The organism is Fructobacillus papyrifericola, assembly GCF_018437235.1.
Taxonomy (GTDB): Bacteria; Bacillota; Bacilli; order Lactobacillales; family Lactobacillaceae; genus Fructobacillus; species Fructobacillus papyrifericola.
Genome location: NZ_JAAMFJ010000007.1, coordinates 83,382 through 102,105, shown reverse-complemented (window position 1 = coordinate 102,105; position 18,724 = coordinate 83,382). Strand labels below are relative to the sequence as shown.

Genomic DNA, 18,724 nt, shown 5'->3' with positions numbered 1-18,724 from the left:
TCGCAAGGAACAATAATTAGTATACCGGCTGCTTGGGGGTTGGTCAATGGTTTTTTGGAAGAAAATCTTTAAGAAAGTCTTTAGTTGCCAAAAGTGCCTTGAATCAAGCCATCAATTTGCCTTTTAGTAGTCGTCCAGTCATCATTTTCAATCACAACAGCCTTATTCTTAAGCGAATCCGGCAAGCTTAAGTCCCGTTTGAACTCCGCAGATGACAAACGTTTTTCAATCGCCTGCTTGGCATCCCCTCTTGCAACTAAGCGTTTCTCGAGTTCTTCGACTTTGGAAACTGTCACGTACCAAAGCCAAGCCTGATCGTGGAGAATCTCCTGGTAGGTCTCGCCACCCTTTGTATCCAGAACAATCGAAGCCAAGTCGTTTCTTGACCAAGCACGCTCCAGACCTTCCATCGAAGAACCATATCGATGGCCACCATAGTTGACCTCTTCTAAGAAGTGCTTTTGATCAAAGCTCTGATCGTCTTCAAAGTAGTAGTCAACGTTATCTTCTTCACCCTGGCGCATTGCCCGGGTGGTGTGGGTAATCACTTGCGGAATTCCAAAGCGTTCCTTTATATAAGAAGCAACTGAACTTTTTCCCGCTCCAGCAGGTCCCATTAAAACAATGACTCGTTTCGCCATGACGCTTTCCTCCAAACCAATGGCTACATTTTACCATTAAAAAAATCGACAAGCTATTTTATACCTGCTACAATTGTTTTATTAATTAGAAAAAAGTGAGAAAAAATGAAATGAACGTTCTATCACGCGCTTTCCAAAAGGAGTCGGTTGCCGGCTACTTAAAAAAAGACGGGCAAATGGCCCGCGTTCTCTCGACCAAGGATTTGATTGGCCTTGGTGTCGGAACCGTTATCGGCTCAGGAATTTTTATTCTACCCGGTCATGAAGCAGCCAACAACGCCGGACCAGCCGTTGCCATTGCCTTTCTATTGGCCGCCCTCTTTTCTGGCATCTGTGGCATGGCCTTTGCAGAATTTTCCTCGGCCATGCCCGTTGCCGGATCCGCCTACTCCTATGGATCCGTCGTCTATGGCGAAGTCATCGGTTGGATTCTTGGTTGGTCCTTGATTCTGGAATACTTCCTGGCAGTTTCAGCCATTGCAACCGGCTTTTCCGCCTATCTGAACTCGCTTTTGGCACAACTCGGTTTCGCCCTGCCCCAAATCCTTCGCGCAGGTCCCGACCAGGGTGGTTTTGTTAATCTCTTAGCGGTCGTCGTTATTTTGATTGCGACCTTCATTCTCTTTGCCGGCCTCTCCCAATCCAAAAAAGTCGAAAACGCCGGCGTCGTCCTAAAGATTGCCATCATCTTACTCTTCGTCATTGGTGGTCTCTTCTTTATTAAGCCAAGCAACTACGCCGACTTTTACCCCAAGCAATTCCAGACTGGGCTCTTTGGCCTTGGTGGAATCACGGCGGCCACGGCTTCGATCATCTTCTCTTTCTTGGGCTTTGACACCATCGCCGCCCACGCCGCCGAGGTGAAGAATCCGACTAAGACCATGTCGCGGGGCATTCTTGGGACCGTCTTGATTTCATCAACCCTTTACACGCTCTTTGCCATTGTGCTGACCGGAATCGTCAACTACAAGAAACTCGGCGTCGACGACCCCGCCGCCTTTGCGCTACAGACCATCAAGCAAACGCAATTCTCCGTTGTCATTACAATCGGGGCTTTGATTGGGATGTTTACCGCCATCTTAGCCTTGATCTTCGCCTCCTCCCGCCTGGCCTACTCCTTCGGTCGGGACGGCCTGATGCCAAGAGGTCTTGGTAAAGTCAACAGCCAACACCTGCCCAAGAACGCCATCGTCTTAGCCGTGGTTGTCGAAGCGGTGCTGGCCGGCTTTATCCCCCTGTCCACACTGACGAACTTGATTAACATCGGAACGCTGACGGCCTTCATGTTCATCACCTTCGGGGTTCTCTTCTTACGCAAGCGCAAGGACTTGGCCCACGACGGCTTCAAGATGCCCTTCTATCCGGTTCTCCCCGCACTGGCAGCCGGACTTTCACTCTTCTTGATCATTCGCCTGCCAATCCTGACCTTGAAGCTCTACGCCGTCTGGGTCGCCCTTGGCTTAATCTGGTACTTTACTTACGGCATCAAGCATTCAGCCATTAGCAATCCAAAACAATAAAAAAGAACGGTACGCACTGAGCGGACCGTTCTTTTTATTTACAGTTCAATTGGGTCTTGATTGGCCACTAAACGCGCGTAGGCGTCGGGCTCGACCTCGTTTAGCACTGGTTTTAATTTATCAATCACCAACGCATAGTCGAAATTCTCGTCAAAGTCCCGCTGGGCCTCTTTTAGCGTCTGGTTCATTTGGCTGTTTTCAGCTGCATAACGACTAGCGTATTGCAGCAAAGAGACTGCCAGTTCGGCTTGTTCGGCGACGACTTTGGCCTCTTCTTTTAATGTATCCAAGTCAGAGGAAACAATGTTTAGCTGACGCTGTACGGCATCCAAGTCGACCAGGGAGGCGTTGACTCCCTCATCCAGCCGCTTCATTTCATCTGAAAGGGCAAAGAAGTGGTCCAAAAACAACTTGGGCAAGCCAGGCAAGTCCCGCCGTTCCAAGGAACGCTTCAAGTCCTTCATTTCACTGATGGCAGCACTTGAATGGGTCTTAGCTGATTTCAAGGCCGGCTGGAAGGCCTCAATTTGCTTGTAGAGGGCCACTTGTTCCTGGTCCAGTTCGGCATCGATGGCCAACCACTTTTCCTGCCGCTGGCAGGCTTCTGAATAGGTCATGGTCTTTTCAGACAAAGCAGTCGAAACTTCCTGTTGCGCCTTGACCAGGTCTTCGATTTCCTTGGCAGCTTCCTGCTGCTTGCCTTCCTCGTCATGGGTCAACTGGAAACGGCCCTTCAGGTAAGCCAGTTCGATCATTAGGGAGTGGTTTTGTTCCGAAATGCGATCAAAGGCTTGCTTCACCAGTTCTTGTTGCTTGAAATAACGCTTGTAAGCGGTCATTTCACTTTCTAGCAGATCATAGAGGGCCTGAATCTGCTTGTTAACACCAAGCTGCAAATCGGTGGCTTCTTTGATTTTTAGTTCTTCCAAAGCCGCTAAAGCCTGCAAGCGGTCTTGGTCAATTTGGTCGAGGGCCTTTTGAATCGCTTTTTCATCAAAAATCACGCCCCGCTTTTCCAAGTCGGCCTGGCCAGCAACGATTTCTTGGATTTGCTCAACGAACTTGCCGTTCAGTTGCCCAAAAATCAAAGGAATTGATTGCAAGTAGTGGGTCAGCTGACCGGCTTCCATTCCAAGGGCCTCGAAGGCTTCGGATGCTTCCAGCGCCTTTTCCTCTTCGACTAACTTCAGGTAAGCTTGGTAGTTTTCTTCTCCCTGGCTAATAAAGTCGCTCAAGGCTGCAGCGGAAGGCCCAAAGGTGTCGGGTTCATTTGCAATCCGCTCCAAAATCTTGCCATGGTCGTCGTGCAATTGACGGATGGCTTCGTGGTGGCGGTCGTTTTGCTTGTATAAGTTGTCCAAGCCATCCTTAATGCTGGCCTGCACTTGGGCAGCTTCCTTTGTTAAGGCAAGCAGGCGGTGAAGGCTATTTTTCGTTGCCCAAACGTTTAAACCGCCGGTCTTTGACTCTGCGTATGCCCGTTCCTGGTCCATCTTGGCAAACAAGTTCTTCTTTAAATAGGAGTACTGTCCCTGAATCGTCTCGTATTCCTTTAGAGCCTGACCCGACAGCGAAATCTTCTTGGCTGCCGAAATGGCCTGGTCCACGTGCTCATTCAACAGGGCGTTCTTCGCCAGTTCAAAATCCGCCACTTGTCCGGCGGCTTTGCGCTGTTCTAAAATCGCCCAGGCCACTGCTGCAAATACCAGCAGGACAAGAATGATGCCAAAGATAATCCACATGGTTTTTGCCCTCGTCTCTTCTATATGCTAATTTCCACTCTACACCAGTTAAGGAGAAAATCCGCTTTGCTTGCGACTTTTTACACTTTTCTTAACTTTTTAAAGTCAGCAACAACCGCTCTTCCCCTGATTTTCTTGCCTTCCCGCCTTTTTCCTGCTATACTTATCGAAGTTGTATTGGTAGCAGTCTGCAAAGAAGCGCGTCAACAACGTCCCAACTCGTTAGTAAGAACTGAGCTACGGTTTCTGAGAAACGAATCAATCGACGTTGCACGCATCTGGTGCAGGCCCTCAAATGTACAGCAAACTACATTTTGGAGGACATATATATGTCACGTTATACTGGACCAAAGTGGCGTGTTTCACGTCGTTTAGGTGTTTCTCTTTCAGGAACTGGTAAGGAATTGGCACGTCGTGCCTACGCCCCTGGTGACCACGGACAAGGTCGTCGCGGTAAGGTTTCTGAATATGGTGTTCAACTTCGCGAAAAGCAAAAGTTGCGCTTTACTTACGGTTTGACTGAACGTCAATTCCACGGTTTGTTCAACAAGGCTGGTAAGATCCGTCAAGGTACTCACGGTACCAACTTCATGATCTTGCTCGAACGTCGTTTGGACTCATTGGTTTACCGTCTCGGTTTGGCAACGACGCGTCAACAAGCACGTCAGTTGGTTAACCACGGCCACATCTTGGTTGACGGCAAGCGCGTTGATATCCCTTCATACGAAGTGGTACCTGGCCAAGTGATTTCTGTTCGTGAAAAGTCAAAGAACATTGTTCCTATCCAAATCGCTGTTGAATCAGTTGTTTCACGTCCACAATTCGTTGAATTCGACGCTGAAAAGTTGGAAGGTAAGCTTGTTCGTTTGCCAGAACGCGAAGAACTCGATGCTGACATTAACGAAGCATTGATCGTCGAATACTACAACCGTTTGGGATAATTTTTTATTCAACCGGTTACGGTACAAAAAGCACCCGCTTATGCGGGTGCTTTTTTGTTTCGATTAACTATCACCTCCTTTGTGTCCCCTCCCGTTTTTCCGTATAATAGAGGACAGATGAAAAAAGGAGGATTGCTTGATGGACGTCAACGAACGACTCGAACAAAATCAAAACGGTTCAGGGCCAAACCTAAAGCCTGATGAAAAACGACTTTACCTGGGGACCTTCCGTGAGCGAGTTATTTTGGCCATCAAAGCCTCTGAAGTCGGTTCAGAAGAAAGCAAGACTGTCCTGGCTGACAAGTTAAAGGCCTATCCGGATGCCACGTTATTGATTGACCAAAACCAAGCGGGGGACGACTACATCGACTACCTCAAATTGGCCATTCAGTCTGGGAATGCCTACACCCTGCTTTCCAACAACGAAATCTCAAAGCAAACAACGGATCCCTACGCCTTTGTTTTAGCCGCCAAAACGGCTGTCAACATCGACAATATCAACCTCTAAAAAGCTGACGAACCGGTCGGCTTTTCTTAACAAATCAAACACGTTAGCAAGAAAGGAGCCAGCATGGCCGGACAAAAACCACTCGCTTACCGGATGCGACCAGAACGAATTGAAGACATCGTTGGTCAAGAAGACCTGGTTGGTGAAAATAAAATCATCTGGCGCATGGTCGAGGCCAAGCGCCTTTCTTCCATGATTTTATACGGACCACCAGGAACGGGAAAGACGTCGATCGCCTCGGCCATTGCCGGGTCAACCAACTTTGCCTTCCGTGCTTTGAACGCGGCCACCGATTCACAAAAGGACTTACAGGCCGTGGCGGCCGAGGCCAAGATGTCTGGTACCGTTGTCCTTCTCTTAGATGAAATCCACCGTCTAAACAAGGTCAAGCAGGACTTTTTACTGCCCCACTTGGAGTCCGGCGCCATCATCTTAATTGGTGCCACAACGGAAAACCCTTACTTAAACGTCACACCAGCCATTCGTTCAAGAACCCAGATTTTCCAGGTTCACCCCTTGTCAACAAAGGACATTGAAAAGGCCATTGACCGAGCCTTGGCAGACAAGGAAAACGGTCTTGGCAACTATCCGGTTTCAATCAGCGACGAAGCCAAGGCCCACCTGGCCCAAGCAACAAACGGTGACCTGCGCGCTGCCTTGAACTCACTCGAACTAGCCGTCCTTTCCACAAAGAAAAACGAAGACGGCGAGATTCCCGTGACCCTAGAGGTCGTCGAAGAAACCTCACAGAAACAAGCGCTGGTTGCTGACAAGGACGGTGACGCCCATTACGACGTCATCTCCGCTTTGCAAAAGTCGATTCGTGGATCGGATGTCGACGCCGCCTTGCACTATACCGCACGCTTAATTGCCGCCGGTGACCTGCCCATTCTGGTGCGTCGCCTAACGGTCATCGCCTATGAAGACATTGGCCTGGCCAACCCAAATGCCGCCTTCCGGGCCGTAACCGCCATTCAAACGGCTGAAAAGCTCGGTCTACCAGAGGCGCGCATTCCTTTGGCCAACGCCGTCATTGAACTCGCCCTGTCACCAAAGTCAAACGCCGCCTATACGGCCATGGACGCCGCCCTGGCCCAGGCCAGCCGCTCCAAGGCCCAGGCCATTCCTGCCCATCTAAAAGACGCCCACTATTCCGGTTCGGCGAAGTTGGGCCATGGAACAGACTATGTCTACCCGCACGACTTTGACAATGACTGGGTTGCCCAACAGTACCTGCCGGACGCCATCAAAGGCGACCGCTACTTTTCACCCAAGGGCAATTCACCCTTTGAAAAGCAGCTGAAAGAAGTCAATGAAACCCTAAAGGATAAGCAGCAGAAGGGCCTGCGTGGTCAAAAGTGACTTTGCACCGTTAAATCGAAAATTCCACTCTGTCAAGACTGTTATTTTAAGAATTTTTTTCCTATACTAGAGACGAATACTTCGGTATACGCGTTGCTGCAACACCAGCTTTTTCCTTACAACCTTTTTATTTGGACGGGAATTGCGACAAGCCAACCAAGCCTTCTCATTTGGTAGGTCGGCTCGAACATGAACCGCCCACCTCGATAACTTCGAGGAAAATCTGAGCAGCGATTAACGGTGCCAAGGAAGTATCGTGGGCATGACCCACGAGTCCACCTGCGGGTGGGCTTTTTTTATTGTCATTTTTTCACGCCAGGGCTATACTTAAGAAAAAAGGAGGCACCACCATGTCCGAATTCTACCAACAAATTCTCGTCCCAATGGACGGTTCACAGGAATCGCAGGCTGCCTTGCACCGGGCCATCCAATTGGCGAAAAACCTGGGCGGGGAAAAGCAGAGTCAAATCACGCTGGCCAACGTGATTGATACTCGGGCCATTCATAACATCTCCGCCTTTGATAACAGCATGGTGGATACCGTTACCGAAGACGCCCGCCAGATGCTGGAAGCTTATAAAGCAGAAGCCCAAAAAGCAGGGATTGAAACGGTTGATTACCGAATTGATTACGGCTCCCCAAAGGCCCTGTTGGCCCACGATATTCCAGAAGAAATTCACGCCGACTTGATCATTATTGGGGCAACCGGCTAAACGCCGTGGAGCGTTTGGTGGTTGGTTCTGTTACCTCCTACGTTACACGAATTAGTAAAACCGACGTGCTGGTCGTCCGCGAGAAATGATAAGCCCTTCCAATATAAAAAAGCAGACCTTTCGGTCTGCTTTTTTATTAGCCTTGGTTACCGTCTTCCCCGTTAAAGGTTCCGACTTTTTCTTCACCAAGTGATTCAAAGGAATAAGAAATTTCCTTTGACTTCTTATAAGCGTCAAAACCGTATTCGACCAACATGTCAGCCAACTTGGCATTGTTAATGTTGGAGTAATCCCAAAGGCGCTTGAACAGGGACATGTTCGTGAAGCCTGGCAGGGTGTTTGGTTCACCCAAGTAAGGCACGTTGTCTTCATCAATCAAAAAGTCCATGCGGGCTTCGCCCTGCAAGTTCAAGACGCGGTAGGCCTTCTTAGCCATCGCCTTGATTTCTTCTGTGACAGGGGCCGGCAGCTTGGCTGGAATTTCAAAGGCCACTTCAGAGTTGTCAACGAACTTGGAGTGGTAGTCATACCAGCCCTTACCGTCGCCACCCTGGTCGGGCACTTGGTGGGCCCCGATTTCAGAAACCAAAATCTCATCGTTTCCAATGACACCGACTTCTAATTCACGCGGACCGTTGACAGCCGCTTCGACCAAGACCTTGCGATCGTATTGGAAGGAATCCTTCAAGGCTGCTTCGAATTCGGCTTCGTTTTCAGCACGGGAGATACCAACCGATGATCCCTGGTTAGCGGCCTTCACGAAGACAACTGAACCGAGTTCCTGCTCGACTTTGGCCCAAGTCAATGGCTTCTCGTCAGCAGCATAGGTAACCAAGTACTTGGTGTTTCGAACGCCGTTTTGCGTCAGAATTTCCTTGGTCAAAACCTTATCGAAGGACACCGCGTGGCCACGGAGTGCTGCGCCAACGTATGGCTTGTCTAACAAGCGGAAGAGGCCTTGCAAAGTCCCGTCTTCTCCCAAGTTTCCGTGAACGACTGGGAAAAAGATGTCGATTGGTGCCAAGTCTTCCAGCGCCTTGATTGGTGACAGCACACCACGGTCCTTTAATTCGGCCATGTAGGCATCGACGAGTGGTTGCTCGTCTTCTTGCATCATGATCTTCATGGAACGGTCAGCGTCCAAGAAGTAACCGTTTGGGGCAATTGCCACAACGGACAGGTCGTACTTGCCCGTTTCTTCCAACGCCTTGTAATAGTTATAAGCGGAACGCTTGGACACATCGTGTTCCGAAGAGTTTCCGCCAAAGAGTAAGACAACGTGTTGTTTAGCCATAAGAAATTCCTTTTCTAATGCAGCCGGTCGGCTGTTTTTTATGATAAATAGTTTTTGGTTGTTTGTGCGTACTGCCAAACGTCTGCCGGACTGGCCTCCTGACCATAGGCCAGAATCTGCTGGAAAAAGTCGACCCGGTTGTAGAGCATTTGCCAGCTTTCCCGAGAAGAGGCAAAGGGCTCGTTAACCAAGTCCTGCCGCCAGAGCTTCAAAGTAAGAAGCAGGTAATCGGCATAGAGCTTGTGCCGCTTGGCCAAGTTCAAGACCGTGCCAACCAAGCGGCCCATCTCCCCCATCGTCAAGGGGGTATTCAGTGAACGTAGGTTGGTCATTAAGCAGGCCAGCAGGTATAGCTTATCCGCCCGTTTCAGTCCCTCTTGGTCAAAGAGCAGGCCCAAGACGTTGGCCAGGTGGGTGTAGGCGTGAACCCAACCATGCTCTGGCACGTAACCCCGGCTATCCTTTTCGACCAGGAGGTAAATGCCCAATTGGCCAATGATTTCTTCTAGCAAACGCTCGGAAAGAAAGGGTTCATCGGCTGATAGATTCTCGTTTAGAAGAATCGCTAAGAGGGCCAGGCAGTAGGACCGGTAATAGGCCCCGTCGTTTTCTTCCTCAAAGAGATGGGCGAAAAGTCTTTCGTCAGCAATCAATTCGGCTGTCAGCCAATCGAGCTGTGGCCGACTCAGATGGCCACCCTGAATGGCGTTGCCCAAAAAGAAGAAGGCGCCGGTATCCCGGACGTTTTCCCTTGTTGACGACAGCATCGTGACAAAACGGCGCAAGTCGGCATCTTCCAAATAGGCCGGCGCCAGTTGATCCTGGCTAGACCAGCGACTTTGGTAGGCGGCCATTTCTTCTAGGGCCTCGTCTGCAGAAAGAACGGGGCTAAGGGGCGTAGCGGGTTGATAAGTGACTTCCTCTCGAATCGCCCGGAGCAAGTCGGGCAGTGATTCGAAGAGGTCGCCAGCCCGTAATTGCCGAAGCAAGATGGCCTGCTTTTCTGCAATTGTCTGTAGTTGATCCATGAATTCCCCCTTAGAGTGAGAAGTCATTTGATTCGTTAAAGGTTCGACTTTGCTGCTGGTAAGACATGGACATGATCAGCCCCACTCCTATCATATTGGAAAGCAAAGACGATCCTCCCTGCGAAATAAAGGGCAGTGGAATTCCAGTCAGTGGCAGAAGGCCGATGTTCATCCCAATGTTTTCAAAGACGTGGAAGAGGACCATGACCACAACGCCAGTTGCTATGTATGCGTAAAAGGAGTTGCGAGCTTTGAAAGTCGCCTTGATCATCAAGTAGAGCAGCAAGAAGTAAACGGCAATCAAGAAGGCGCCCCCGACAAAGCCGAAGGATTCACCAACAACCGAAAAGATCATGTCGGATTCACGGACCGGCACAAAGACTCGCATGTTACCAAAACCAGATCCCCAGAACTGACCGGACCCGATGGCCTTCAAGTTCTGATACGTCTGATAACCCGTGTCCGACGTATCCTGTCCCGGGTGCAGCCAGGCATCGATTCGGGCAAACTGGTAGGCTTGGAAGCCAAAGGCACCCAGAATGCTTCGTCCGATGGCCGAGGTAACCAAGAAGAGCATCAAGGAACCAAAGGTCCCAGCCGCAATCAAGATTGGGCCAAGAATGCGCCAAGTAATGCCAGAAACAATGGTAATTCCACCGAGCATGGCGATGAAGACCAGAAGGGTTCCCAAATCATTTTGCAAGGCGATTAGCAGTGCAACCGGCAGGAAGACCCCGACCATCTTTCCAATCAAAAGCCAGTCGGAATCAACCGTGTGCTCCGGATAAAGTCGGTTGTGGTTGGCCACGACTTTGGAAAGCATCAGGATGAAAGCCGGCTTAACGACTTCTGAGGGCTGCAGAGAAACCGGTCCAAAGGCAATCCAGGACTTGGCACCGGCAGAGGCAGCCAAGGCACGGTTATAGAAGAAGAGCACCCCGATTAAGAGGACAATTCCGAGTCCGTATGCAACCGGTGCCAAGCGCCAGAGTTGAAAGGCGTCAAAGCGCATGATAAAGGCAATCATGAAGGCACCAACCACCCAGTAAAGCAGCTGCATAATGACCGCCCGAATGGGTGAGGCCCCCTTTCCACCGTTTAGAATGGCGAAATAGAGCGAATAGATTCCAATCAACATGAGCAAGATAAGGACCAGAATCATTCCCCAGTCCAGTTCGGAAGCGGAAGTCCGGTTTGATTGATGAGCACCGATACGTTGCATCGTTTTCTCCCTAAATAATGAGTCTTTATGTACAAAAACCCCTTGCCGAGGCAAAGGATTCTTTTCAAACTTTAATAGTAAAGGTTGTAAGTCGCAAGCATGGTTTGCAATGCTTCGTCTTCCGATTGAGCAGAAGCAATCACAACCTGCTTACCAAGCGTCCCAACAAAGGCCCCCTGGTTCTTTTCAATCTGACCGATTTCGCGTTCTTCAACGAAGACCTTCGTCAAATCGTCTTCCTTTTTCAAGGAAACAGCAAAGCTCTGATTTTTCTTCGACATCAAAAAACTCCTTAGTCCTTAGCCATCATGTGTTCGAGCAAGGCACCCGTTCCCTTGGCAACGTTGTCCAATGGGGAATCAGCGATGAAGACAGGCACACCAAGACGGTCTGACAAGAACTTGTCAATTCCTTCAAGAAGGGCCCCACCACCGGTCAACATGATACCACGGTCAATAATGTCGGCAGCCAATTCTGGTGGCAACTTTGACAAAGCCAAGTGAGCGGCGTCAGCAATTTGTGACAGCGTTTCGTGCAAGGCGGATTCGATTTCGTTGGCGTTAACCGTAATCGTCTGTGGCATTCCTTGGAAGTTATCACGTCCACGAACGGCCATGGTCTTTGGATTTTCAGATGGCAAAGCGGAACCGATTTCAATCTTGATGGTTTCGGCAGAACGTTCACCAACCACCAAGTTGTGTTCGCGCTTCAAGTAGTTGACGATGTCCACGTTCATGCGATCACCGGCAACACGGATTGATTCGGCAACAACGATGTCACCAAGTGACAGGATGGCGATATCAGAAGTTCCACCACCCATGTCAATCACCATGGAACCAACGGGCTTGAAGATGTCCAAGCCGGCTCCAATGGCTGCAACCTTTGGTTCGTAGTCCAAGTAAACCTTGGCACCACCGGCCTTTTCAGCGGCCTGAATGATGGCCTTACGTTCGATTTCAGAAATGTTGGTTGGCGCACAAATCATGATGTTTGGCTTTGACATGAAGCCCTTCACGTTCAACTTGTTCACGAAGTAAGTCAACATTGCTTCCGTGATGTCAAAGTCCGAAATCACGCCATCCTTCAAAGGACGAACGGCACGGATGTTTCCAGGCGTACGGCCGACCATGCGGTAGGCTTCAGCACCAACGGCCAACACGCGGTCGGTCTTATCGTCAACGGCAACAACGGATGGTTCGTTCAAAACCACTCCTTCACCTTCAACATAGATCAACACATTGGCTGTTCCCAAATCAATTCCAATATCTCTTGCCATGGTTCATTTACTCCAAATTTTGCTTACTTGAGGAAGACGGAATCGCTTCCCTAAAATCCTTTCAATTATACCATATTTCGCCTTTGAACAAGGGAGCATTCCGTTGAAACCTTAGGATTTCTTAAGCATCCCCGTTTTGGCCATATTTTTTCACGGGGGCATTTAAAATTAGCGGGCCAAGGTTAGACTGCAAACTCGTGTGGCGCCCGCTTCAAGTAAAAGATGAGCCGCATGATAGAGCGTTCGACCGGTGGTATAGACATCGTCCACTAACAGGACCGACCGGCCCGCTAGTAAAGTCTTCGCTCCTTCGACCAATTCAAAAGGTTGTCGACTCCTTAAACGGTCTGCCCGCTTTAAAGCCGATTGATCGATTCGTTTTCCAGGCAAAACCGCTAGGAGCTCTTCCATCCTCTTTGACTTTGGCAGAAGGGGCAGCACCTGATTAAAGCCCCGTGAACCCATTCGTTCTGTGCTGATGGGAATCGGTACCAGCAGATCGAGCCGTTCCTCTTGCATTTTCTTGCCAACCGCCCCTCTCATTTCCTGTGCAAAGACCCGGCGGAGGCGGTAATCGCCAATAAACTTGTAGCGGGCCATATAGTCTTTCATCTGCTGGTTATATTGATAAAGGGCCTGGTTTTCGAGCAGTGCTTGTCCCTGATGCTTCCAACGCTCACAATCCTGACAGAGCCGCCACTCGTCTTGGATTCGGCCGCAACCCGGACAGGAAACGGGCCCGATTTTTTGAAATTGCTTCAAACAGATTGGACAGAGCAACCCTTTGCCTGGTCGGTAGCCGGTCAGCAAGTAGAAAAGGGACTGCTCTTCAACAAGGGGCTCTGCACATAGCAAACAGTTCATCGATGCCTCCTCTCGGCGCGCTCATTAACCAGGCGAATTTCTTTTTGGGCCGCCTTGACACGTCGGCTCGGACCGCTAACTACCGCCAACACGTCGCCATCCGAATGGTTTTTGTCCCGGCCAACCCGACCGGCCATCTGCACTAAGGCCTCCCTTGTAAAAGTCGGATCATCAGCACCGAGAATCAACACCTGTAGATTCGACAGGGTCACGCCCCGCTCCAAAATGGTCGTCGTTACTAAAAAGTCGAAGTCACCTGCTCGCATTTTTGCGACTTTTCCGAGACGGTTGGGGTCTTTAGCATGCACGGTTTCGCCCTTCCCTTCATTACCCAAGGCCCTTTGGACATGCTGACAGACCCTTTCTAAGTCAGCCACCTTCGGTACAAAGACAAAGAAGGGCTTCTGCTCCTTTAGCCACTGCCGTAGTCTTTTCTCAATCTTACCGGGCAGCCGCTTTGACCAGTTCGGCGCATAAACAACTTGCAGATTGGGCAAGGGTCCACCGTGAAAACGAGCAGGCAAAGACACTAGGATTAGCTTTTGTTTTTTGACCGCCCGCAGCATGGCCGGACTAGCCGTTGCCGTCATCCAAAGCAAGCGGCCCTGTTCTTTCTTGGCTTGCTGAATTGCTCGTTCAAGCGTCTTATTCCCCCTGTATGGAAAGGCATCAACCTCATCGATGATGACCAGGTCAAAGGCCCTGTAAAAGCGCATGAGCTGATGCGTGGTGGCAAGGACCAGTTGACTGTATTGGTAGGGAGCCACTTGGTCGCCATAGAGAACCTGCATGGTTACCTCAAAGGCAGCCTGAATTCGCGGGGCCAACTCTAAGACCACGTCCACTCGCGGGGCCACAAAGGCAATGCGCATTCGCTGGTCCAAGGCCCAATCGAGAATTGGAAAGAGCATCTCCGTCTTACCGGCTCCCGTAACCGCAAAAAGCAGTTGGTCTCGACCAGCCTTCAGATTTTCCAGGAGCGCTGCACTTGCCTCCTGCTGTCTCTCAGTCAACTGACCCTGCCAGCGCATTTGCCTCAATTGCGCAAAGTCGTTTGCTTCCGGAATCGTTAAAAAGCAATCGAGTGACGATACCCGGCCAATCATTAGACAATCGAGGCAGTAACTTTGGCCATGTGGCAAGAGGGCCTTTCGGCGACCGGCACAGCGAAAACAACGGCCGTTGACACGCACCGGTAAAACTTGGGCGCCTTCTGGAACAGGCCGGTTCTTCGGCCAGGTATGCAAGCGGCCGTACAAGTTTTCATGCTCCATAAAGACCCACCTCCCCTGTCACGCCATGGCGACTAACTGCTGAATTACCTTCATGTTATAATACGAGGCATGGAAGACTTTTACTTACTAAAACCAGAAGAGGGCCACTGGCAACAGACCATTAAGAAGTCCGACTTTCTCATCTACCTGGCACGCGTCAACAGCGAAGAAGAGGCCAAGGAAAGGATTGAGCGGATAAACAAGGAGCACTACAAGGCCACGCACAACGTCTTCGCTTACGTGATTGGCGATAACGATGAAATCAAACGCTACTCGGACAACGGCGAGCCCTCTGGCACCGCTGGCGTGCCAATGCTTGAAGTCCTGCAGAAGCAGGGAGTCCACAACGTCCTAGCGGTTGTTACCCGTTACTTTGGAGGTATCAAATTGGGGGCCGGTGGCTTGATTCGCGCCTATGCGGGGACGACGGCCCAGGGACTAGACGCCCTAGGCCTAGTTCAGCGTTTAAACCGGGCCGTTCTCGAACTGACCGTCGACTACTCCAATAACGATGAGCTGACTTATTGGCTAAAAGAAGAAGACTACCCCCTGCTGGACACGGTCTTTGACACGGCCGTCCACCATCAGGTAGCCGTTGACCCAGCGGCCGTGGCCGACTTTGAAAACGCCTTAACCAACCGCTTTGCAGGGCGCATTACCTTCAAAAAGATTGGTGAGACCTACTTGGAAATTCCAAAAAAGTAGGTTATAATAACATAGTTCGCGCGGTTGGTGTAATGGATAGCACGCAAGATTCCGGTTCTTGCAATCCGGGTTCGACTCCCGGATCGCGCATTCTATGAACGAAAAAAGAGGAAGAGCAAGCGCTCCTCCTCTTTTTATTTTGCCATCAAATCATGCCAATCACAGTTTTGATTATGGCCATTGTGAATGCCGACGGCCTGCAAAAAGGACTCGATCACGACCGGTCCCGTAAAGGAGAAGCCGGCCTGCTTCAATTCCGCCGAAACCACCTTTGATAAAGTCGTCTGCGCCGGTAACTTTTCCCCAGGACCCGGGCCGATGTCGATTACCTCCCCATCGGTAAAGTACCAGAGCCAATCGATCAGTTGTTCACCGGATTGGTGCCAGTCCAACAACAGCTGGGCGTTTCGAATCACCGCCTCAATCTTGCGCCGGTTGCGAATAATCCGCGGATCAGCCATCAACCGTTCCACATCAACCGGCCGCATGGCCGCCACCCGCTCCAAATCAAAGTCGAAGAAGTCCTCCCTCAATGCTGCCCGCTTCCTTAATACCGTTTGCCAGGACAGGCCGGATTGAAAGAGTTCGAGGCAGAGGTATTCAAAGGCCCTTTGTTCATCATGAACCGGCCGGCTATATTCGTTATCGTGGTAATCGACCAATTCTTGAATCAGCAGGCCGTTGGTGACCCAAAGACAGCGTGTTAGCATGGTAGCATCTCCTTTGACTTCTTTGTTCTACACCTTAACACGAAAGCAAATAAAAAAACGCTCCCAGAGGAGCGTTTTTCTTAAGCAAATTACTTTGCTTGGATAGCTTCGCGAGCTTGTGCTGACAAGTTGTAGAATGAGTGAACACCCTTGTACTTGGCAGTGTCGCCGAGCAATTCTTCGATGCGGATCAATTGGTTGTACTTTGCGATACGATCAGTACGTGACATTGAACCAGTCTTGATTTGACCAGCGTTGGTTGCAACAACCAAGTCAGCGATCGTCGTGTCTTCCGTTTCACCAGAACGGTGTGAAACGATAGCCGTGTAACCAGCTTCCTTAGCCATTTCGATGGCTTCCATCGTTTCAGTCATCGTACCGATTTGGTTAACCTTAATCAAGATTGAGTTAGCGGCACCCATGCGGATTCCCTTAGCCAAGTATTCAGTGTTCGTAACGAAGAAGTCGTCACCAACCAATTGAACCTTCTTGCCAAGTTCCTTGGTGATTTCAGCCCAGTCATCCCAGTTGTTTTCGTCGATAGGATCTTCGATTGAGATGATTGGGTAACGGTCTGCCAAGTCTTCCAAGTACTTGATGAAGTCTGCCGTAGCAAATTCTTCCTTGGTTGACCAACGCAAAACGTACTTTTGCTTTTCAGCATCCCACAATTCAGAAGAAGCAACATCGACAGCGATGGCGATGTCCTTACCTGGCTTGTAACCAGCACCTTCGATGGCCTTGATCAAGTACTGCAAAGGTTCTTCGTTGTTAGCAAAGTCAGGGGCGAATCCACCTTCATCACCAACTGAAGTAGCCTTGCCGTCAGCGGCCAACAACTTCTTCAATTCGTGGAAAGTTTCTGAACCATAACGGATGGCTTCCTTGATTGAAGGAGCACCAACAGGCATGATCATGAATTCTTGGAAATCAACCTTGTTGTCAGAGTGAGCACCACCGTTAATGACGTTCATCATTGGCGTTGGCATTACGTATGAGTTCATACCACCGATGTAAGCAAACAATGGCATACCCAATTCGTCAGCAGCTGCACGAGCAACGGCAATTGAGACAGCCAAGATGGCGTTGGCACCCAACTTACCCTTGTTCTTCGTACCGTCCAAGTCGATCATGGCTTGGTCGATGGCACGTTGGTCCGTTACGTCAAACTTACCAACCAAGGCCTTAGCGATTGCACCGTTAACGTTGGCAACGGCCTTCGTTACACCCTTACCACCAAAGCGGTTCTTGTCACCGTCACGCAATTCAACGGCTTCGTGTTCACCAGTTGAGGCACCGGATGGGACGATACCACGTCCGAATCCACCAACTTCAGTGATAACTTCGGCTTCAACCGTAGGGTTTCCACGGGAATCCAGAACTTCACGTGCGATAATATCTGAAATCAAAGACATTTAGCTGTTCTCCTTTTGTCTGTGGGTTATTCTTTAAATAATTCCAATTAAAGTATACCACCCTTATTTAGCAAATTGAACAGTAAACTAGAAGACTTCCCCCTTTATTTGCAATAAAAAAGTCAGTCGGCAAGGCCAACTGACAAAAGATCTTAAATTCTTGCGATGTCGCAAAGGCTTTAACGGGTTTCTTGGGCGATGTCAATCAGCTCCAAGAACTGCTTGGGGTCCAGCGCGGCTTTACCAACCAAAATCCCATCAATGTCTTCTTGCGACAAGAAGTCCGCGGCGTTTTTCGTCGTGACCGAGCCCCCGTAGAGAATCCGGGTCTGTTCGGCCAAAGCCGGGCTATACAAGTTGGCCAGGCTAGCGCGAATCAGGGCGGCGGACTTTTCAGCCTGCTCAGCGGAAGCAGCTTCCCCGGAGCCAATTGCCCAGGTTGGCTCATAGGCAATCACGACGTTCTTCATGGCCGTTTCGGAAATACCGTCCAAGGCCAGGGCCAGTTGCTTCAAGACAACCGTTTTCGGGTCGGCAGAAGCGTAGGCTGACAAATCCTCATCCAAGTCGACAATTGGCTTCAACCCGTTTTTCAGCGCAGCCTTGGTCTTCAAATTCACCCGTTCATCGGTTTCATTAAAGAGCTTGCGCCGTTCAAAGTGGCCGATCAAAACGTAATCCACTCCGAGCGCCGCCAGGGCCTTCGGAGAGGTTTCGCCCGTGTAGGCTCCGTCATCGGTCCAGTGGGCGTTCTCAGCAGAAAGCATCAGGCGACTAGAAGCAGTCAACGACAGCATCTCAGGCAGGTAAAGGTCCTGGGCGGCAATGGCCACATCGGCAGCCTCATCCTTTTCAACTTCCGGTAAGACAGTTGCCAAGTAGGGCTTCACCTGATCCGGTGCCATGTTCATCTTCCAGTTGGCCAAGACCAATGGCCGACGCACGGCCCCGGTCATTTCTCTTCACCCCGGCCCATGAAGACAATGAAGGCCGCTTCAATCAGCAGCAACCACGGTAAGTTGCTGTTTCGTTCGCCAACAAAGACCAGCAGTGCGTAGGTCAGAGCGAGAACAATCAAGCCCGCGCCAATCCGCAGCAAGCGGCGCTTAAAGCCGGAACGTTCCAAGAGTTCCTGCAGGCGGTTTCGTTCGGCTTCCAATTCGGTCACATCGAGCTTTAAGGACTCAATTTGATCCAAGAGCTGGTCGTTTTCTTCTTGCAGGAATTCGACCCGGCTTAACTCGGTTTTTCGTTGCTGGTCTTGTTTCGACCAATTAAATAACTTCATCAGTATTTCTCCAATCTTGTACTAGTTTATCAGAGATTTGCCCCGGCGACGAAAAGATTCGCATTTTTTAGAAGAAGCTTGACAAAAGTCGACTTTCCCGGTAAACTTTTAAAAGTTAAGTTGCGGATGTGGCGGAATTGGCAGACGCGCAGGATTAAGGATCCTGTGTCCGCTTTAGGACGTGCGGGTTCGACTCCCGCCATCCGCATCAAGCAAGAAAA

Annotated in this window: 18 protein-coding genes, 2 tRNA genes and 1 pseudogene; 8 read left to right on the top strand and 13 right to left on the bottom strand. The window is 50.2% G+C overall.

What is annotated here, in order from left to right; genetic code table 11:
• Positions 1-80: 80 nt before the first annotated feature.
• Positions 81-641, bottom strand: coding sequence for a guanylate kinase (locus G6R28_RS06425; RefSeq protein WP_213793404.1), 561 nt, complete (start codon positions 639-641; stop codon positions 81-83).
• Positions 642-751: 110 nt separating this feature from the next.
• Between G6R28_RS06425 and G6R28_RS06420 the strand changes: the two genes are divergently transcribed.
• Complete coding sequence (locus G6R28_RS06420) at positions 752-2,161, top strand: APC family permease (protein ID WP_213793403.1); 1,410 nt, start codon at positions 752-754, stop codon at positions 2,159-2,161.
• A 38-nt stretch (positions 2,162-2,199) separates the two neighbouring features.
• Here G6R28_RS06420 and G6R28_RS06415 read toward each other — a convergent pair whose 3' ends face one another.
• Complete coding sequence (locus tag G6R28_RS06415; RefSeq protein ID WP_213793402.1) at positions 2,200-3,903, bottom strand: septation ring formation regulator EzrA; 1,704 nt, start codon at positions 3,901-3,903, stop codon at positions 2,200-2,202.
• Between the two features lie 329 nt (positions 3,904-4,232).
• Between G6R28_RS06415 and rpsD the strand changes: the two genes are divergently transcribed.
• The 4 genes and pseudogenes from rpsD to G6R28_RS06395 all read left to right on the top strand — a co-directional run bounded on the left by rpsD (position 4,233) and on the right by G6R28_RS06395 (position 7,516).
• Positions 4,233-4,844 carry a 30S ribosomal protein S4 gene (gene rpsD / locus G6R28_RS06410; RefSeq protein WP_091502630.1) on the top strand — a complete coding sequence of 204 codons (612 nt, stop codon included), beginning with the start codon at positions 4,233-4,235 and terminating at the stop codon, positions 4,842-4,844.
• A gap of 139 nt (positions 4,845-4,983) precedes the next feature.
• The gene (locus tag G6R28_RS06405) at positions 4,984-5,352 is read left to right on the top strand and encodes a DUF1694 domain-containing protein (protein ID WP_213793401.1); all 369 of its coding nucleotides are present in this window, start codon (positions 4,984-4,986) and stop codon (positions 5,350-5,352) included.
• Positions 5,353-5,415: 63 nt separating this feature from the next.
• Complete coding sequence (locus G6R28_RS06400) at positions 5,416-6,714, top strand: replication-associated recombination protein A (RefSeq protein ID WP_213793400.1); 1,299 nt, start codon at positions 5,416-5,418, stop codon at positions 6,712-6,714.
• 350 nt (positions 6,715-7,064) lie between these two features.
• Positions 7,065-7,516, top strand: a pseudogene (locus G6R28_RS06395) (universal stress protein).
• A 47-nt stretch (positions 7,517-7,563) separates the two neighbouring features.
• On the opposite strand, the gene G6R28_RS06390 reads toward G6R28_RS06395, so the two are convergent.
• From G6R28_RS06390 to G6R28_RS06360, 7 genes are all read right to left on the bottom strand, one after another.
• A complete protein-coding gene (locus tag G6R28_RS06390) occupies positions 7,564-8,721 on the bottom strand; it encodes a D-alanine--D-alanine ligase family protein (protein WP_213793399.1) in 1,158 nt (385 codons plus the stop codon).
• Between the two features lie 38 nt (positions 8,722-8,759).
• Positions 8,760-9,749, bottom strand: coding sequence for a DUF2785 domain-containing protein (locus tag G6R28_RS06385; protein ID WP_213793398.1), 990 nt, complete (start codon positions 9,747-9,749; stop codon positions 8,760-8,762).
• 10 nt (positions 9,750-9,759) lie between these two features.
• A complete protein-coding gene (locus tag G6R28_RS06380; protein ID WP_213793397.1) occupies positions 9,760-10,971 on the bottom strand; it encodes an FtsW/RodA/SpoVE family cell cycle protein in 1,212 nt (403 codons plus the stop codon).
• Positions 10,972-11,042: 71 nt separating this feature from the next.
• Entirely contained in the window at positions 11,043-11,252 is a 210-nt protein-coding gene (locus tag G6R28_RS06375; protein WP_213793396.1) for a DUF2969 family protein, read from the bottom strand.
• 11 nt (positions 11,253-11,263) lie between these two features.
• Entirely contained in the window at positions 11,264-12,247 is a 984-nt protein-coding gene (gene mreB / locus G6R28_RS06370; protein WP_213793395.1) for a rod shape-determining protein, read from the bottom strand.
• Between the two features lie 168 nt (positions 12,248-12,415).
• Positions 12,416-13,111 (bottom strand): ComF family protein, encoded by a 696-nt coding sequence (locus tag G6R28_RS06365; protein ID WP_213793394.1) that lies wholly within the window; start codon positions 13,109-13,111, stop codon positions 12,416-12,418.
• Positions 13,108-14,385, bottom strand: coding sequence for a DEAD/DEAH box helicase (locus G6R28_RS06360; RefSeq protein ID WP_213793393.1), 1,278 nt, complete (start codon positions 14,383-14,385; stop codon positions 13,108-13,110). The genes G6R28_RS06365 and G6R28_RS06360 overlap by 4 nt, the downstream gene beginning before the upstream one ends.
• Before the next feature lie 69 nt (positions 14,386-14,454).
• Here G6R28_RS06360 and G6R28_RS06355 point away from each other — a divergent pair, with 69 nt between their 5' ends.
• Both G6R28_RS06355 and G6R28_RS06350 read left to right on the top strand, forming a co-directional pair.
• Positions 14,455-15,090, top strand: coding sequence for a YigZ family protein (locus G6R28_RS06355; protein WP_213793392.1), 636 nt, complete (start codon positions 14,455-14,457; stop codon positions 15,088-15,090).
• A gap of 18 nt (positions 15,091-15,108) precedes the next feature.
• Positions 15,109-15,180: transfer RNA gene (locus tag G6R28_RS06350), tRNA-Arg, on the top strand.
• Positions 15,181-15,224: 44 nt separating this feature from the next.
• Here the strand turns inward: G6R28_RS06350 and G6R28_RS06345 are convergent.
• The 4 genes from G6R28_RS06345 to G6R28_RS06330 form a co-directional block, all read right to left on the bottom strand.
• Entirely contained in the window at positions 15,225-15,800 is a 576-nt protein-coding gene (locus tag G6R28_RS06345; RefSeq protein ID WP_213793391.1) for a DNA-3-methyladenine glycosylase I, read from the bottom strand.
• Positions 15,801-15,889: 89 nt separating this feature from the next.
• Positions 15,890-17,215, bottom strand: coding sequence for a phosphopyruvate hydratase (eno, locus tag G6R28_RS06340; RefSeq protein WP_213793390.1), 1,326 nt, complete (start codon positions 17,213-17,215; stop codon positions 15,890-15,892).
• Positions 17,216-17,394: 179 nt separating this feature from the next.
• Positions 17,395-18,171: a triose-phosphate isomerase gene (gene tpiA, locus G6R28_RS06335; protein WP_213793389.1), complete on the bottom strand. Its 777-nt coding sequence runs from the start codon at positions 18,169-18,171 to the stop codon at positions 17,395-17,397.
• A complete protein-coding gene (locus tag G6R28_RS06330) occupies positions 18,168-18,503 on the bottom strand; it encodes a hypothetical protein (protein ID WP_213793388.1) in 336 nt (111 codons plus the stop codon). The genes tpiA and G6R28_RS06330 overlap by 4 nt, the downstream gene beginning before the upstream one ends.
• 122 nt (positions 18,504-18,625) lie before the next feature.
• Here G6R28_RS06330 and G6R28_RS06325 point away from each other — a divergent pair.
• Positions 18,626-18,711: transfer RNA gene (locus G6R28_RS06325), tRNA-Leu, on the top strand.
• Positions 18,712-18,724: the final 13 nt, after the last annotated feature.

Excerpts from the sequence above, each read along its gene's own strand:
- G6R28_RS06405 (WP_213793401.1), top strand. The coding sequence starts at position 4,984 with ATGGACGTCAACGAACGACTCGAACAAAATCAAAACGGTTCAGGGCCA.
- G6R28_RS06415 (WP_213793402.1), bottom strand. The coding sequence starts at position 3,903 with ATGTGGATTATCTTTGGCATCATTCTTGTCCTGCTGGTATTTGCAGCA.
- G6R28_RS06345 (WP_213793391.1), bottom strand. The coding sequence starts at position 15,800 with ATGCTAACACGCTGTCTTTGGGTCACCAACGGCCTGCTGATTCAAGAA.
- G6R28_RS06420 (WP_213793403.1), top strand. The coding sequence starts at position 752 with ATGAACGTTCTATCACGCGCTTTCCAAAAGGAGTCGGTTGCCGGCTAC.
- eno (WP_213793390.1), bottom strand. The coding sequence starts at position 17,215 with ATGTCTTTGATTTCAGATATTATCGCACGTGAAGTTCTGGATTCCCGT.
- G6R28_RS06360 (WP_213793393.1), bottom strand. The coding sequence starts at position 14,385 with ATGGAGCATGAAAACTTGTACGGCCGCTTGCATACCTGGCCGAAGAAC.
- G6R28_RS06385 (WP_213793398.1), bottom strand. The coding sequence starts at position 9,749 with ATGGATCAACTACAGACAATTGCAGAAAAGCAGGCCATCTTGCTTCGG.
- G6R28_RS06390 (WP_213793399.1), bottom strand. The coding sequence starts at position 8,721 with ATGGCTAAACAACACGTTGTCTTACTCTTTGGCGGAAACTCTTCGGAA.
- mreB (WP_213793395.1), bottom strand. The coding sequence starts at position 12,247 with ATGGCAAGAGATATTGGAATTGATTTGGGAACAGCCAATGTGTTGATC.
- G6R28_RS06400 (WP_213793400.1), top strand. The coding sequence starts at position 5,416 with ATGGCCGGACAAAAACCACTCGCTTACCGGATGCGACCAGAACGAATT.
- G6R28_RS06330 (WP_213793388.1), bottom strand. The coding sequence starts at position 18,503 with ATGAAGTTATTTAATTGGTCGAAACAAGACCAGCAACGAAAAACCGAG.
- G6R28_RS06425 (WP_213793404.1), bottom strand. The coding sequence starts at position 641 with ATGGCGAAACGAGTCATTGTTTTAATGGGACCTGCTGGAGCGGGAAAA.
- G6R28_RS06375 (WP_213793396.1), bottom strand. The coding sequence starts at position 11,252 with ATGTCGAAGAAAAATCAGAGCTTTGCTGTTTCCTTGAAAAAGGAAGAC.
- rpsD (WP_091502630.1), top strand. The coding sequence starts at position 4,233 with ATGTCACGTTATACTGGACCAAAGTGGCGTGTTTCACGTCGTTTAGGT.
- G6R28_RS06365 (WP_213793394.1), bottom strand. The coding sequence starts at position 13,111 with ATGAACTGTTTGCTATGTGCAGAGCCCCTTGTTGAAGAGCAGTCCCTT.
- tpiA (WP_213793389.1), bottom strand. The coding sequence starts at position 18,171 with ATGACCGGGGCCGTGCGTCGGCCATTGGTCTTGGCCAACTGGAAGATG.
- G6R28_RS06355 (WP_213793392.1), top strand. The coding sequence starts at position 14,455 with ATGGAAGACTTTTACTTACTAAAACCAGAAGAGGGCCACTGGCAACAG.
- G6R28_RS06380 (WP_213793397.1), bottom strand. The coding sequence starts at position 10,971 with ATGCAACGTATCGGTGCTCATCAATCAAACCGGACTTCCGCTTCCGAA.